General features: G+C 48.9%; 15 protein-coding genes. All 15 read left to right on the top strand.

Features of this window, described 5'->3' with window-relative positions; genetic code table 11:
• On the top strand, positions 1 to 969 hold a 969-nt coding region (dsbD, locus tag AC4MRN_RS13295; protein ID WP_491203548.1), incomplete at its 5' end, for a protein-disulfide reductase DsbD.
• A gap of 320 nt (positions 970 to 1,289) precedes the next feature.
• Complete coding sequence (locus AC4MRN_RS13300; RefSeq protein WP_491203549.1) at positions 1,290 to 2,450, top strand: methyl-accepting chemotaxis protein; 1,161 nt, start codon at positions 1,290 to 1,292, stop codon at positions 2,448 to 2,450.
• Positions 2,451 to 2,459: 9 nt separating this feature from the next.
• The gene (locus AC4MRN_RS13305; RefSeq protein ID WP_073317833.1) at positions 2,460 to 2,738 is read left to right on the top strand and encodes an STAS domain-containing protein; all 279 of its coding nucleotides are present in this window, start codon (positions 2,460 to 2,462) and stop codon (positions 2,736 to 2,738) included.
• Between the two features lie 13 nt (positions 2,739 to 2,751).
• On the top strand, positions 2,752 to 4,431 hold the full coding sequence (locus AC4MRN_RS13310; protein ID WP_491203550.1) for an ATP-binding SpoIIE family protein phosphatase: 1,680 nt from the start codon (positions 2,752 to 2,754) through the stop codon (positions 4,429 to 4,431).
• A gap of 6 nt (positions 4,432 to 4,437) precedes the next feature.
• Entirely contained in the window at positions 4,438 to 4,803 is a 366-nt protein-coding gene (locus AC4MRN_RS13315) for a response regulator (protein ID WP_073317839.1), read from the top strand.
• 5 nt (positions 4,804 to 4,808) lie between these two features.
• On the top strand, positions 4,809 to 6,755 hold the full coding sequence (locus AC4MRN_RS13320) for a chemotaxis protein CheA (protein ID WP_491203551.1): 1,947 nt from the start codon (positions 4,809 to 4,811) through the stop codon (positions 6,753 to 6,755).
• Between the two features lie 5 nt (positions 6,756 to 6,760).
• A complete protein-coding gene (locus tag AC4MRN_RS13325) occupies positions 6,761 to 7,279 on the top strand; it encodes a chemotaxis protein CheW (RefSeq protein ID WP_073317846.1) in 519 nt (172 codons plus the stop codon).
• Positions 7,276 to 9,447, top strand: a complete 2,172-nt coding sequence (locus AC4MRN_RS13330) for a methyl-accepting chemotaxis protein (protein ID WP_491203552.1) — start codon at positions 7,276 to 7,278, stop codon at positions 9,445 to 9,447. The genes AC4MRN_RS13325 and AC4MRN_RS13330 overlap by 4 nt, the downstream gene beginning before the upstream one ends.
• Positions 9,448 to 9,469: 22 nt before the next feature.
• Positions 9,470 to 10,273: a CheR family methyltransferase gene (locus AC4MRN_RS13335; protein ID WP_491203553.1), complete on the top strand. Its 804-nt coding sequence runs from the start codon at positions 9,470 to 9,472 to the stop codon at positions 10,271 to 10,273.
• A 10-nt stretch (positions 10,274 to 10,283) separates the two neighbouring features.
• A complete protein-coding gene (gene cheD / locus AC4MRN_RS13340; protein WP_073317855.1) occupies positions 10,284 to 10,892 on the top strand; it encodes a chemoreceptor glutamine deamidase CheD in 609 nt (202 codons plus the stop codon).
• Between the two features lie 5 nt (positions 10,893 to 10,897).
• Complete coding sequence (locus tag AC4MRN_RS13345) at positions 10,898 to 11,944, top strand: protein-glutamate methylesterase/protein-glutamine glutaminase (protein ID WP_073317858.1); 1,047 nt, start codon at positions 10,898 to 10,900, stop codon at positions 11,942 to 11,944.
• 233 nt (positions 11,945 to 12,177) lie between these two features.
• On the top strand, positions 12,178 to 12,618 hold the full coding sequence (aroQ, locus tag AC4MRN_RS13350) for a type II 3-dehydroquinate dehydratase (protein WP_073317861.1): 441 nt from the start codon (positions 12,178 to 12,180) through the stop codon (positions 12,616 to 12,618).
• Positions 12,619 to 12,629: 11 nt separating this feature from the next.
• The gene (gene accB / locus AC4MRN_RS13355) at positions 12,630 to 13,088 is read left to right on the top strand and encodes an acetyl-CoA carboxylase biotin carboxyl carrier protein (RefSeq protein WP_073317864.1); all 459 of its coding nucleotides are present in this window, start codon (positions 12,630 to 12,632) and stop codon (positions 13,086 to 13,088) included.
• Positions 13,089 to 13,101: 13 nt separating this feature from the next.
• On the top strand, positions 13,102 to 14,442 hold the full coding sequence (gene accC, locus AC4MRN_RS13360; protein ID WP_073317867.1) for an acetyl-CoA carboxylase biotin carboxylase subunit: 1,341 nt from the start codon (positions 13,102 to 13,104) through the stop codon (positions 14,440 to 14,442).
• A 393-nt stretch (positions 14,443 to 14,835) separates the two neighbouring features.
• The coding region (locus AC4MRN_RS13365; protein ID WP_491203554.1) for a hypothetical protein at positions 14,836 to 15,608 on the top strand (773 nt) is incomplete at its 3' end.

The following is a 15,608-nucleotide window of genomic DNA, read 5'->3' on the forward strand; positions in this document are numbered from 1 at the left end:
GCCATGTTTGGGGCTTATGAAATTCAGCTGCCTGGAAAATGGCAGGAAAAACTCACCGGGGTCAGTAACGCGCAACAGCGCGGCAGCCTGACTGGTGTGTTTGTAATGGGCGTACTTTCCGGGCTAATTGCTTCCCCCTGCACTACAGCACCACTCACAGGCATATTGCTATTTATTGCCCAAAGCGGCGACTTGCTGCTGGGCTTCCTGGCCCTGTACGCACTTAGTCTGGGAATGGGTATCCCACTGATTATCTTCGCCATGACCGGCGGTAAATTACTGCCTAAAGCGGGCAATTGGATGAATGTCGTAAAAACAACATTTGGCTTTATGTTGCTATCCGTGGCTATCATCTTTGTAGAACGGCTGTGGAATTCAGAGTACACCTGGCTGCTATGGTCCGGACTCGGTTTAGCGACGTTTGGTTATTTCCAGGTCATCAATCAGTCGTCTGCCAGCAGTTTCTGGAAAGGCGTACGCAGTATTGTGATTTTCCTAGGCTTATTTGGCAGTGCCATGCTGGGCTACCAGACCATATTCAACGATGTGCAAAGCAATACAAATACAAGCGTACAATATAAGCAACAGGCTGTTTCACATCCGGAATTCTTGGTCGTCAAAAATCTGCAGGACTTCCAACAAAAACTGGCCGACGCCAACGCACAGGGAAAATCTGTGATGGTTGATCTCTATGCTGACTGGTGCGTTGCCTGTAAAGAATTCGAAAAATACACCTTCCCGGATCCCGCGGTAATCGATGCGCTTAGCAATACGGTATGGATGCAAATCGACCTGACGGATAACACGCCTACCAACCTGGCGTTTCAGGAGTCCTTCAATATTCTCGGACTGCCCACCATTCTGCTGTTCGATGCTCAGGGCACCGAATTGAGTCAGGCGCGAGTCACCGGATTTATGCGAGCAGAGCCTTTTGCCCAGCATGTGCGCGCGGCACTGAACAAAGGTTAACAACAGCCAGAATTTCACGCCTTCGGCATTGCCGGAGGCGCATTCATCCCTGTCATTTTACCGTCGCTAACCGACGATTAATTGACATCATAATCTGCATCTCGCCCTCTTTAAACACCTGATACAAAAACAATATTCTTTTTGGTCTGACAATTTGCAAGACCTCAGATCCTTGCCTACATTTAGGACTGGGACAAGAGGTCACGTACTGGACTTTTCCGCAAGGAATAGCAATAAATTTCAGATAATCAACAAGTTGGCCAAGTCGCAATTCGTCTCTGCAGCAAATTTTAAAACGCAAATAAGGGCCGGTGAAGCGGATGAATACAAATAAGTTAATGGTGTTAGGGATTGCCACACTCATTGCTTTGGGCGTTGCCTGGATCAGTTCAGGCATAATCGCGGTGTTAGTAGTTGCCGCTGCAGCGATAGGCGCTGAAGCGTATTTCTCGAAGAACAGTCCGCCGAACACAACGGCATCGTCACCGGCAGCTGCATCAAAAGGCATGTCTCCCCCCCCTGTTACCGATAACCCAGCATACGAGCAGATTACATCAACCTGTTCTGAGGTTTTGACAGATTGCACTGACAACCTGAATAACATTCTATCTACGCACAACGATGCGGTAGACACACTGAGTAGTAGCTTCGTGGGTTTACGAGGCCTGGTTGATCAACAAAGCAATACGATCCACAGCCTGATCACTGCGGATGAAGGCAGCGAGGAGCTGCACAGCGACCAGATGCGTAGTTTTGCCGAGCGTACAGCCGTCACATTAGACCGATTTATTCAAAGCACCGTAGACATGTCAGCCGGGATCATGGAAATCCTTGAGCAAATCACCGCCATCAATGAGACCGTGCCATCCGTTATTCAGGCGTTAAAAGACATCGATAGCATTGCCGGGCAAACCAACCTTTTGGCACTGAATGCGGCAATAGAGGCGGCCCGCGCAGGCGAACACGGCAGAGGCTTTGCTGTGGTAGCAGACGAAGTACGAACCCTGTCTAACCGCTCTGCGGAGTTCAGCGAGTCAATACAAACGCAAATTAACGGCATCAACAGCAAGATCTCATCGCTGAGTGACCGCATCGGCCAGTTAGCCGCCTATGACGTGAGTTATGTCATCGAAGCCAAGAAAGATATCAATACAGAGCTGGAGCGGATAATCACCAAAGCTGAACATGATCAAAAAGTGACGTCCGGACTACACGACCTCGCCATGCAACTCGACATCGCGCTGAGCGATGCAACTCGAAGCCTTCAGTTTGGTGATATTAATCGCCAGTACATCGAATACACCATAAACGTTATCTCGGTGCTTTCCATGCACCTGGATGACTTGCTTGACGACCAGAAACGCGCTCAAGCAATGCAACAACCTGACGCTTTCATACAAAAAATCAAATCAGAATGGGCAGGACTCCACAACCCCGTTTCATCCTCTACAGTGGATGCAGGCGAGATTGAGTTATTTTAAGGAACACGTATGAGCACAACGATAGCAATACCGGAACGATTCGATTTCAGTTTTCACAAAGCTTTTACCGACCAGTACAACAAGTTACTCGAGGAAAATGCTGGCGCCACCATCACGCTGGATTTCTCCCGCGTAATGTATTTAGACAGTGCTGCGCTGGGCATGATTGTCTTACTGCAGAAACGTGCAAAAGCGAGTAATAGTGACGTAGAAATCGTTAGTGCCAATGGCACTGCGTTAGAAATACTGGAAATTGCCAACTTCGACAAAATGGTAAAAATCCGATAACAGGTGTTATGCCATGACAGACATGCCCTTTCCACCGGGCGCGTTTTCCATACTGGTTGTTGATGATGACGCGATATTTTGTGACCTGGTTCTAGCTGATCTGGTTAGCAAACACCTCACGGTGGTTGCCTGCCATACGCTGGAGGATGCAAAAGAAGCCGTATCCAGGCACCATTTCGATATCACGATTATCGATAACCACCTGCCCGACGGTGAAGGCGCCGCTCTGATCCCCTTTCTGCAACGAGCAGGGCTTAAACCCTATATTTTAATGGTTTCTGCCGACGAAGACGTTAGCAGCATAGCCAAAAGTTTCGCCTCTGGTGTTCATGACTACCTGGTTAAGCCAGTCAGCATCAGTATGCTGTGGGAAAAAATTCGCAACCTGATGTCGTTCAAAAAAGCCAACATTGAACTGGCAAACAAGAACCGTTTACTCACCCAGTTTATCGATGAAAAATCACAGGAAGAAGCGCTCGCTCAGCACGTTTATGACAACATGGCGACTGCCCAAAACAGCCTGCCAGGATACGTTGATGTAAAAAGCGAACCCATGACCACTTTCAGTGGTGACACGATTTTTTGCCCCTCAACCCCGACGGGTAAAGTACAGATTTTTCTCGCCGATGCCATGGGGCACGGACTGGCAGCGGCCATTTGTATTTTGCCATTGATTTCCATAGCCAGGGCAATGGCGTCAAAAGGCAAAGCGCTGGATGAAATTTTTCACGAAATCAATCGCAAGCTCTATTTTGAAATACCCGATGACCGCTTCATTGCCGTATTGGGACTGGAAATTTGCCCCTACACTGAAACAGTGCACGTCATCAACGCTGGGTTACCCGACATACTGTGCAGTATGCAAAGCGGTGATCTGCTGCGATTCAAGTCACGCTCAATGCCATTGGGGATAATGAGCCCGGAGGACTTCAGCGTGACCGCCGAACAAATCAGTTTGCCAACCGTCAGTCAGATCGCCCTGTTTTCTGACGGCTTGATTGAGCAAACAAATGCCGAAGGGCAAGCCTTAACGCTAAACCGCCTCATTGAGCAGGCAGAAGCACTCGCCAGCGAAGGCCAGAGTCTGATTCAGCTAATGGATATCTGTGTTTCACATGCCCAGGGAAGACCAATTGAAGACGACATCACATTGTGTGTCATCGACGGCCAGACACTCCGGGAAGAACTGGCCTCAAATGAAGTATCGGTTAGCGAGAATTTTGGTGAACTGGACTACCGTTTTCAGTTAAATGGCCAGGCCATTGTGCGGGTTGATGTACTCAGCCAGGTGATGTTCATTTTACAAAATGCAGAGCTACCAAAGTCGCTGTGTCAGAAGGCGTTTACGGTGCTTGCTGAGTTAGTTAATAACGCTGTAGACCACGGCATACTTCAGATTGACTCGTCTTTAAAAAACGATATCGAGGGCTTTTCTGCCTATTTAAGTCTTAGAGATGAGCGGATAGCGCAATTACAGGAAAATGATCAAATAAATATTCACATTTACACAAACTCTACTACGTTTATAAAAGTGACCGTAGAGGACTCGGGACCCGGCTTTTGCCGGAGTGACGTTTCAGAACAACAACAGACCCTGAGTGGCAGAGGGCTCGCATTGCTTGATGCATTGTGTGAATCAGTAGAAAGAAACGCGAAAGGCAATCTCACGACTATCTCATTAGTTAGGAATTAATAGATTATGGGTAAAAAGATACTAATTGTTGATGATTCGATGTCGATTCGGCAAATGGTTGAAGTAACACTGAAGGGGGCGGGCTACGATGTAGAAACCGCTGCAGATGGCAAGATCGCGCTCGATAAGTGCCAAACCAACCGTTACGACTTTGTGCTGACAGACCAGAACATGCCGAATATGGACGGCATCACGTTAATTAAATCTCTCCGGGGCATGGCAAGCTACAAAGCCGTACCGATTATTGTTCTTACAACCGAAGCGGGTGATGCCTTAAAGGCGCAGGGTAAGGCAGCAGGCGCAACGGGCTGGATGGTTAAGCCTTTTGATCCTTCCAAGTTACTCGCAATCGCGTCCAAAGTGCTGGGGTAATCGTCATGTCAGTGGATATGAATCAATTTCATACCGTGTTTTTTGAAGAGAGTACTGAGCATCTTCAAACCATGGAAGAGTTATTGCTGAATATCTCTACTGACGCTCCTGATCCAGAAGATTTAAACAGTATTTTCCGTGCCGCGCATTCTATTAAAGGCGGTAGTGGCATTTTCGGGTTTGACGCGCTGACCGGGCTCACTCATGTCATGGAAACGATTCTGGATAAAGCGCGAAACAACGAACTGGACCTGACGACAGACATTGTTGATGTGTTACTCGCTACTACCGATACGCTGGGTGTCATTATCCAGTGTTACCAGGACGAAAGCGACATAGACTGGCAGCAAATCGAAGAGGGTAAAGCCAATTTAGAAGCCATATTGAATGACGATACTGGCGGTTCCGATAACACGCCGGTAGCCACTACAGAAGAAGAGGATGGGTTTGGATTTTTCGATGACGAACCGTCCGAGCAGGTATCTGCTGCAAGCGCCAATAGCGCAGAAACCACAGAAAGCAGTGACGACGACAGCTTTGGCTTCTTCGACGATGCGCCAGGCAGCGAGGAAGTAACAAATACCGCTACTGTTGAGTCAAAAGAGGCGTCGACTGACGATGATGGTTTTGGCTTTTTTACTGAACCAACACCTGCGCAAGCCATCCCGGATGACGAGGCATTTGGCTTTTTTACCGACGAACCCAAAGCCCCACCCGCAAAAGCGAAACCGGTAACCAAGAAACCAGTTAAACCCGCTGCCAAACAAAGCGCAGCAAAAGACACCGGTTCTATTCGGGTCGACACGGTGAAAATAGACAACGTCGTAAATTTAGTTGGTGAAATGGTTATCACCCAGTCTATTTTGTCGATGATAGGCCAGGAAGTAGACGGCAACTCAGGTGAAAAGCTCAACGCTACGCTGGAAGAGCTATCCAGAAATATTCGGGAAATCCAGGAAGCCACCATGTCGATGCGTATGATTCACGTATCCTTTGTGTTCAACCGCTTCCCCCGTTTGGTGCGCGACCTGGCGAAAACACTGAATAAGAAAATTGACCTTGTTATTGAAGGCGGCGAAACAGAAGTCGACAAGAGCATGATTGAGAAGCTCGCCGATCCGCTTACGCACCTGGTCAGAAACAGCCTCGATCACGGCATTGAGCCGTTAGAAAAACGCCTGGCGGCAGGAAAACCTGAAGTCGGCACCGTGATCCTCAAAGCAGAACAACGCGGCGGCAGCATTGTGATTAGTATTCAGGATGACGGCGGTGGCCTGAACCGCGACAAGATCCTGGAAAAAGCCATCAGTAATGGCTTAGACGTCGATGAATCCATGCCTGACGAAGCAGTTTGGCAACTTATTTTCGCACCGGGCTTCTCTACCGCTGATGCTGTCACCGACGTATCCGGTCGCGGGGTAGGAATGGACGTGGTTCGCAAGAATATCGAAGCAATCCAGGGGTCAATCGAAATAAGCTCAACGGCCGGACAAGGTTCGACCTTCACGATAAAACTGCCCTTAACGCTGGCCATTATCGACGGTCTGTGTGTGTCGGTTGCCGATGAAACCTACATTATTCCGCTACTCAACATCATTGAGTCTTTGCAACCTACCACCGAACAAATCAAAACGCTGGCAAACGACAATGTCTTGTGGAGCCGGGATGCCTACTGGCCGCTCGTATCCCTGCACCAGCAGATGTGTATCCCCGGTAAGCCCAAACCGCTCTCCGAGTCGATTATTGTGTTGGTGGAAGTAGGTAAGAAACGTTACGGCATTATCGTTGACCAACTGCTAGGCAAACAACAGGTCGTCATCAAAAGCCTTGAGCGTCATTACCGCAAAGTCGACGGAATATCGGGCGCCACCATTATGGGTGATGGCAAAGTCGCTATGATTATCGATGTCGATAATCTCGCAAAAACTGAACAATTGAGCCAAGTGGGGTAATCCGGATGGAATCAGTCTCATCACAGGAAAAATTACTCGCCGCCTCCGTCGGTGAAAGCAAGGAATACCTGACCTTCATGCTCGGCGAAGAGCAGTACGGACTCGCCATTATCCAGGTGAAAGAAATTCGCGGCTACGAGCCCGTTACCAAAATAGCCAATGCGCCAGACTTTATTAAAGGCGTGATTAATTTGCGCGGCGACATCGTTCCCATCGTCGACTTGCGCGTCAAGTTTAAGGTCAGCGAAGCGACCTACAATGAATTTACTATTGTCATCATGCTCAATGTACAGGATCGCATTGTTGGCATAGTAGTCGATAGCGTTTCTGACGTTATCAATGTCACAGAAGAGGAAGTACATCCGCCACCTGAGTTTGGGGTTGCCTTTGACAGCCGTTATTTGGACGGCTTGGCCAGTGTGGATGATGGTTTAGTTATTCTGGTCAACATCGAGCGCCTGATTACCAGTGAGGAAATCGGCATATTCGACAGCATGAATCAGCAGAACGAGGGCTCTGTATGAACTTACGTGAACTATTTGGGGGCAGCAGCACCCCGGAACCCAAAGCACCGGCGTTTTATGAAATCGCCCTGGATGCTATTACCTCAGGTGTAATGGTCGCCGATAAAAACCGGAACATTATTTACGCCAACCCTGCGGTTTACAATCTGCTGAAACATTACGAAGAAGAGATCCGCACAGTGCTGCCTCACTTTTCGGCAGACAATCTGGTGGGTCAGAACATTGACCAGTTCCACAAGAATCCCGGCCACCAGCGCAGAATTCTTGCCGAACTTACCGCCCCGATGGAGTCATCGATCGTGGTGGGCGATGTTAACTTTGACCTAAAGCTCACTCCCCTGCTGGACGCACAAGGCAATGCCGACGGCGCCATCGTAGAATGGGTAGATAAAACCGAGTTTAATCTGTCGTCGAATAAACTGGCAGCGCTCGACCGCAGCCAGGGCGTTATAGAATTTCGCCCCACCGGCGAAATTGTCAGTGCTAACGACAACTTCCTGACCCTCATGGGCTACGATTTAAGCGAAATCGCGGGTAAACACCACAGAATGTTTGTCGCACCCGACTACGCACAGTCTCCCGAATACAAAGACTTCTGGACTAAACTAGCCAAAGGTGAATTTGAAAGCGGCGAATACCTGCGTTACGACAAAGCGGGTAACGAGGTGTGGATTCAGGCCTCCTACAACCCTGTAACAGCGAGTAACGGCAAAGTCACCCGGGTAGTAAAATACGCCGTCGACATTACCGCAGAAAAGCTGAAAAATGCCTATTTCTCTGGTCAAATCGATGCGATCAACCAGTCTCAGGCCGTAATTGAATTCGAGCCCTCTGGAAAAATCCTGCAGGCCAACGACAACTTCCTGAATACCGTGGGTTACACCCTGAAGGAAATTCAGGGCAAGCATCACAGTATGTTTGTGGATCCCGCCCAACGTTCCAGCAGTGAATACCGGTTGTTCTGGGAACAACTGGCCGAAGGACAGTTTCAGTCTGGTGAATTCCACCGCATCGGCAACGGCGGTAAGGAAGTGTGGATTCAAGCCACGTACAACCCCATCTTCGACCACAATGGCAGAGTATTCAAAGTGGTTAAATACGCCACGGATATCACCGGGCGTAAGATGGCGGTGAATGATATTTGCGAAATCATGTTATCGCTGTCGAAGGGTAACCTCACGTCCAAACTAGAGCGTGAATACGAGGGCGAATTTAAACAATTGGCAGAGTCAGTGAATGAGTTCGTGTCAAACCTGACAAACATCATTCACGAGATCCGCTCTGGCTCGGAAACGATCAACAATGCGTCAGCTGAAATTGCCAAAGGTAATACAGACCTTTCAACCCGCACTGAACAACAGGCCTCGAGTCTGGAAGAAACTGCGTCGAGTATGGAAGAGCTCACCAGTACTGTTCAGTTGAATGCCGACAATGCCAAACAGGCAAATGGACTGGCATCAGAAGCGTCCAGAGTGGCTATTGACGGCGGTAAGTTGATTGAGCAGGTCGTTGGTACCATGGCCGACATTAATCAGTCTGCCAAGAAAATTGAAGACATCATTGGCGTTATCGACGGCATTGCGTTCCAAACCAATATTCTGGCACTTAACGCCGCCGTAGAGGCTGCCAGAGCAGGGGAGCAGGGCCGCGGATTTGCAGTTGTAGCGTCTGAGGTAAGAACCCTCGCCCAGCGCTCAGCAAACGCCGCCAAAGACATTAAAGATTTGATATCAGACTCTGTAACTAAGGTAGAAAGCGGTAACGAGCTGGTGAACGAGTCAGGCAAAACCATGCAGGAAATTGTGACTGCCATTCAGCGGGTAAATGACATCATGTCTGAAATCGCATCCGCGTCAGCAGAGCAGGCCAGTGGTATTGACGAGATCAATAAAGCAGTGACGCAAATGGATGAAATGACCCAGCAGAATGCCGCGTTGGTAGAGGAAGCCGCTGCAGCCGCCGAAAGTATGAGTTCTCAGGCGTCACAGTTAATTTCACGGGTTAACTTCTTTGAATTGGGTCATGTTCAGGAGATAGCGCCTGCGCCACCCATGGCCCCTGCAACACCGCCGGCAAAGCCAAAAGTCTCGGCTAAAGCACTGGCCGCCGCCCCTAAGAAGTCACTGCAGGCATCGCACCCAGACGATGACGAGTGGGAGAGCTTTTAAGCACTGACTGCGGGAGAAACGCATGGACAGGCCTTTCGCGTACAGTAATAAAGAGTTCGAGGCTGTTCGTCAGAAAATACGTCAGTTGACGGGCATTAATCTGGCCGATAGCAAAGACAGCATGGTGTACAGCCGCCTATCCCGGCGGCTGCGTGCCCTTGGACACCAGTCGTTCCAGCAATACCTGGCATTTCTGGATACCAATAAGGCGGAAACCGAGCACTTTATAAACGCCCTTACCACCAACCTGACCTCATTTTTCAGAGAGGCCCATCACTTCGACGCGCTGGCGTCGTTTCTCGAGACGCACCCGGAGTCGTTAACTATTTGGTGTGCCGCCTCCAGCAGTGGTGAGGAGCCCTATTCCATTGCGATGACCTGTGCCGAGGCACGTGGTTCGCTGAAACACAATATCACCATTCTGGCTTCTGACATCGACAGTAAAATGCTGGATAAAGCCACTGCGGGTGTCTACCCTCTAGCGCAGGTAGAGAAGCTGAGCCTGGCCAGACGCAAACAGTTTTTCCACAAAGGCAAAGGGGCAAACGCAGGACACGCCAGAGTGATCCCTGAACTGCGACATGCTGTCCGGTTTTTTCAGCAAAACCTGTTGCACAATCACTATAAAGTAAAGGCAGGTGTCGATATCATTTTCTGCCGCAATGTCATGATTTACTTCGACAAACCCACCCAGGAAGTGATTCTGAAACGCATGCTGGCACTACTTAAGCCAAACGGCTGGTATATAGCAGGGCACTCCGAAAATTTTTCACACCTGGCACATCTGATGCGTCCGATGGGTAAAACCATCTATCAGGTCGTGTAAGGGGCTCACTTTGTCAACACTGCCTGTATTGCCCATTCCCAATCGGTATTTTGATCGCCATTTTGACCGTGACGCGGTCAAAATACTGCCGGGTGAATACTTCGCAACCCGTGAGCCTACGATGATTGTAACCGTGCTGGGTTCCTGTGTTTCCGTGTGTTTGCGTGACCCGGTAACCAACATCGGTGGCATGAATCACTTTTTGTTACCCAGTGAAGACATGGCCCCCGCCGGCAATTTGAATGCGTCGGCCCGTTATGGTTCTTTCGCCATGGAGCTGTTGATTAACGAACTCTTAAAGCTGGGAGCATCGAAGAGCCGTTTAGAAGCGAAAGTGTTTGGTGGTGGCAATGTGTTACAGGGCATTACCATCAATAATGTAGGCGAGCGCAATAGCGAGTTTGTGTTGGATTATTTGCAAATTGAAAAGATCCCAATTCTGGCCAGGGATTTACTCGGTCCTTACCCCAGAAAAGTGTACTTCTTCCCCGATACCGGCGAAGTAAGAGTAAGAAAAATCAAAATTATGCATAACAACACTATACTTGATCGTGAGAGTGAGTACCGCATGCGTATCAAGGACAGTCCCGTTGCGGGTGATGTCGATTTTTTTGAGTAAGTACTATGAGTATATCCGTTTTAGTTGTAGATGACTCCGCCCTGATCCGTTCACTGATGACGCAAATTATTTCGTCTCATCCTCAACTACGGCTGGTTGGCACCGCGCCCGACGCCTACGTAGCGAAAGAGATGGTGAAGAAATTTAATCCGGATGTCATTACGCTGGATATCGAAATGCCCAAAGTAGACGGCCTCACGTTCCTGGACCGCCTGATGAAGGCCAAACCCACTCCGGTTGTGATGATTTCAACGCTGACAGAAAAAGGCGCCGACGCCACCATGTTGGCGCTAGAGTTAGGGGCAATCGATTTTATTCCCAAGCCTAAGATTGATGTTCAGGCAAAGTTCATGGCATTTCAGGAAACGGTGACCAGCAAAATTATTGCTGCGGCCAGTGCCAAGGTAACCAAACGCACAGCCAATGAAGCGGTGAGTCAGACTCAACTGAGCTATACAGGTACAGAGCTCATTGTGGGTGTTGGGGCTAGTACAGGCGGAACCGAAGCCATTAAAGATCTTTTGATCCGTCTGCCCGCGTCCTACCCAGCCATAGTAATGACACAACACATGCCACCCGGGTTTACCAGCAGCTTTGCTAAACGCCTAAACGGCATGTGCGCGTTAACCGTAAAAGAAGCGCAGCATAACGAGCGTCTGCTACCCGGCCATGCTTACCTTGCACCTGGTGACCAACACTTGAGTGTTATTAAGTACGGTGCAGACTACCGCACACAACTGAGTGACGGCGAACGCGTAAGCGGGCATAAGCCATCTGTTGATGTGTTATTTCACAGTCTGGCCAAAGCCGTCGGTCAGAATGCATTTGGCGTCATACTAACCGGTATGGGCAGAGACGGGGCAGAAGGCATGCAGGCAATGCACGAACAAGGCGCCAAAACCTTTGCCCAGGATGAGCAAAGTTGCGTTGTATACGGTATGCCAAAAGAGGCCGTGAAGCGCGGCGGGGTGGACCAATCCTTACCTATCCCCGACATTGCCAACGCGTTAACTGACGCGATTCGGGCAAAAGCAAAAGGCAACCGCTACTAAAAATCGAGTAAACCACGACGCAAACCTGTGCTTCGCCCTATTTGTGAAGGCAAGTTTGCGCCGATTTCCCCTGATTAGACCAGTATTTTGCTGCTAAATAATGATTATTCTCTATAATTGCTGACTAACTTAGTAAAAGTCGGATTTGAACGCGTTTTAGGTGTTAATTTTTTTGCTTTTTCTGTATAACTAGCAAGTACACCGAAAATAGACGCAAGATTGCTGCAAGTTTAATGAAAATACTATTAATAAATGGCCCGAACCTGAATTTGTTAGGTAAGCGGGAACCAGAAACTTACGGTTACACGACGCTGTCAGAGATTGTGTCGTCACTTACCGGGTATGCCAAATCAAAAAACGTTGAGCTGTTACACTTTCAATCAAACGCAGAAGGCGAACTGATTGAGCGTATTCACAGCGCAATGGGCGATGTGGATGCCATCATTATTAATCCTGCAGCTTACACCCATACCAGTGTCGCTTTGCGTGATGCACTGCTGGGCGTCAACATTCCTTTCATTGAAGTGCACTTGTCGAACGTGCATGCCAGAGAGGCTTTCCGACACCATTCATATTTCTCCGATATCGCTGCGGGCGTAATAGTAGGCTTTGGTGCCAAAGGCTATTATTTCGCTGTGGACGCGGCAGTCGATATGCTGAACAAACAAAACTAAAGAGACAGATTATGGATATTAGAAAGATTAAGAAACTGATCGAGCTGGTCGAAGAATCAGGTATTGCCGAACTGGAAATCACCGAAGGTGAAGAGTCTGTACGCATCCACCGTGGTAGCTCACAAGCTGCTGCGCCTATTCATTACAGTGCACCGGTTGCAGCACCAGCAGCGCCTGTCGCTCCAGCTGCTGCAGCACCTGCTCCTGCGGCGGAAGCTGAGCCTGCTGCACCAGCTGGCCACACGGTAAAATCGCCTATGGTAGGTACTTTCTACCGCGCATCTTCACCTACTGCGAAAGAATTCGTACAAGTAGGCCAGAGCGTTAACGTTGGCGATACCCTGTGTATCGTTGAAGCCATGAAGATGATGAACCAAATCGAGTCTGACAAAGCCGGTGTTGTTAAAGCCATTCTGGTAGAAAACCAGGAAGCGGTAGAATTTGATCAGCCACTTTTCATTATCGAATAAGCGGTAGTCAGGCATGGATAAAGTACTCATAGCTAACCGTGGCGAAATTGCGCTACGGATCCTACGAGCGTGTAAAGAGCTCGGGATCAAGACGGTTGCCGTGCACTCCACGGCAGACAGAAACCTTAAACACGTACTGCTGGCTGACGAGTCAATCTGTATTGGTGGTGCTTCGGCAACAGAAAGTTACCTGAACATCCCTCGCATCATCGCAGCCGCAGAAGTCACCAACGCCATTGCGATTCACCCGGGTTACGGGTTCCTGGCAGAGAATGCCGAATTTGCAGACGCAGTAGAAAAGAGTGGGTTTATCTTCATTGGACCAAAAGCGGATACCATTAACCTGATGGGTGACAAGGTATCGGCAATCAACGCCATGAAGAAAGCCGGCGTACCTTGCGTACCCGGTTCAGATGGCCCGCTGACTGCAGATGAAGAGCGCAATAAAGCGATTGCTAAGCGCATTGGCTATCCGATCATTGTTAAAGCTGCCGGTGGCGGTGGTGGTCGTGGTATGCGCGTAGTTCGCAGCGAAGCGGAATTGGTTAAGTCTATTGAAACGACCAAGGCAGAAGCGGGCGCAGCGTTTGGCAACGACGTGGTTTACATGGAAAAATTCCTCGAAAACCCACGCCACGTAGAGATTCAGGTCCTGGCCGATGGTCAGGGTAACGCTATCCACTTGGGTGAGCGCGACTGCTCTATGCAACGTCGTCACCAAAAAGTAGTAGAAGAAGCACCTGCGCCAGGTATCTCTGAGCAAATGCGTAATAAGATCGGCGACCGCTGCCGCAAAGCCTGTATCGAAATTGGCTATCGCGGCGCGGGAACCTTTGAGTTCCTGTATGAAAACGGCGAATTCTATTTCATTGAAATGAACACCCGTATTCAGGTTGAACACCCGGTTTCAGAAATGATCACCGGTGTGGATTTGGTAAAAGAGCAACTGCGTATTGCCGCTGGCCAGCCTTTGTCGATTGACCAGTCACAAATCCAAATCCGCGGCCACGCCATTGAATGTCGTATTAACGCAGAAGATCCAAACAACTTCATTCCAAGCCCGGGTAAGATCAATATGTTCCACTCACCGGGTGGACTGGGTGTACGTTGGGATTCGCATATTTACGCTGGCTATACTGTGCCGCCGTATTACGACTCCATGATTGGCAAGCTGATCACTTATGGCGAAAGCCGTGATGAGGCGATTGCGCGTATGCGTCACGCACTGGACGAGCTGGTCGTAGATGGCATCAAAACCAACGTGCCACTTCAGCAGCGTATTATGGCAGATGAGAACTTCTACGCGGGTGGAACAAATATCCACTACCTCGAGAAGAAGCTGGGTTTAAGCTAGCACTCTCTGCATCAAAGATTTAAGGGCCTGTTCAGGCCCTTTTTTTATGTCTGTAGATAACACAAACGGCTTTTATTCTATTTTTCCAATCAGGCTGATTAATAATATTAATTATCACTTCGATTTTTTTCTCACTATATTTGAACCAAGAGATTAAACTTAAGTCTAATCTCTCATTCAGGCGCTAATTGCATTATGTGACCCATGCTCGGACGCGACTGAATACCTTTATCCAAAGGTACTTCTCCACTTGTTTGGCCGGCACATTGCCGGCTTTTTTCTTGCTGTAACTTTTGCGCAGCCCTTTGTTTTTACGTACACTCATGTCATTCAGCCCTTATGTGTACACCCAGTTTGAACACAGCGACTTTCAGGCAAACCGCACAAAAATGTTTGTATATTTGTATTGTACTGACCAGTTGGCCATTGCAGTCGAATCCGGTTTACGATCACCGAATTGATGTTCAGGTGCGGTATGACAATCGGTCGAACCGCGACGATAGAGTTCAGTACCGGGTGAGGTATTACCCCCAAATCACGTTTAACGATGAGTGGAGCCTGAATAGTTTTATTGTTACCGGCGATGACTTTGCATCCAGTCACAATACTTTTGGTGAGTCAGACTCACAGGAATTCGCAGTCCGTCGACTGTATTTTCGCCGTTCCCTGCAGCAGGGAAAAGTAGAGTTTGGTGTTATACCCACTTACAAAGGACGCGTATCAGCAACCGGATTATCGAAAGACGGTTGGATCCAGGGACTTCGCTACGTAACCAGTGTTAGGCCAGGCCATCAGCTGGAGTTCGTGGCTGGCAGCCTCAATGACACCGACCCGAATCGTGCTCTGTCTCTAAGGGACAGCTCAGACTATTTCGAACTGGAATATTCAGCGTCACTCACCAAGCAACATGCCGTTGAATTTGGCATTGAACGCATCACTGCTGGCAATTACGCTCGTGCAGAGTGGCGGTATTCCTCAAGCGACACACAAACCTGGAATTTCGAATACGTACGCAGGCTGGATGATGCACAAAATAAAGTGGTCGTTGGCACAGAAACGGAACTCGCAATTAACGGCTACAACCTGGATATCTATGCTTACTATGCCTACGTTAGTGAAGAGTTTGGTTTCCGGGCAGAACTTACTGAAGATTATTTAGGCACCGG

It is taken from the genome of Marisediminitalea sp. (assembly GCF_984433645.1).

Coding starts and splice junctions, on each gene's coding strand:
- AC4MRN_RS13300 (WP_491203549.1), top strand. CDS start 1,290: ATGAATACAAATAAGTTAATGGTGTTAGGGATTGCCACACTCATTGCT.
- AC4MRN_RS13305 (WP_073317833.1), top strand. CDS start 2,460: ATGAGCACAACGATAGCAATACCGGAACGATTCGATTTCAGTTTTCAC.
- AC4MRN_RS13310 (WP_491203550.1), top strand. CDS start 2,752: ATGACAGACATGCCCTTTCCACCGGGCGCGTTTTCCATACTGGTTGTT.
- AC4MRN_RS13315 (WP_073317839.1), top strand. CDS start 4,438: ATGGGTAAAAAGATACTAATTGTTGATGATTCGATGTCGATTCGGCAA.
- AC4MRN_RS13320 (WP_491203551.1), top strand. CDS start 4,809: ATGTCAGTGGATATGAATCAATTTCATACCGTGTTTTTTGAAGAGAGT.
- AC4MRN_RS13325 (WP_073317846.1), top strand. CDS start 6,761: ATGGAATCAGTCTCATCACAGGAAAAATTACTCGCCGCCTCCGTCGGT.
- AC4MRN_RS13330 (WP_491203552.1), top strand. CDS start 7,276: ATGAACTTACGTGAACTATTTGGGGGCAGCAGCACCCCGGAACCCAAA.
- AC4MRN_RS13335 (WP_491203553.1), top strand. CDS start 9,470: ATGGACAGGCCTTTCGCGTACAGTAATAAAGAGTTCGAGGCTGTTCGT.
- AC4MRN_RS13345 (WP_073317858.1), top strand. CDS start 10,898: ATGAGTATATCCGTTTTAGTTGTAGATGACTCCGCCCTGATCCGTTCA.
- aroQ (WP_073317861.1), top strand. CDS start 12,178: ATGAAAATACTATTAATAAATGGCCCGAACCTGAATTTGTTAGGTAAG.
- accB (WP_073317864.1), top strand. CDS start 12,630: ATGGATATTAGAAAGATTAAGAAACTGATCGAGCTGGTCGAAGAATCA.
- accC (WP_073317867.1), top strand. CDS start 13,102: ATGGATAAAGTACTCATAGCTAACCGTGGCGAAATTGCGCTACGGATC.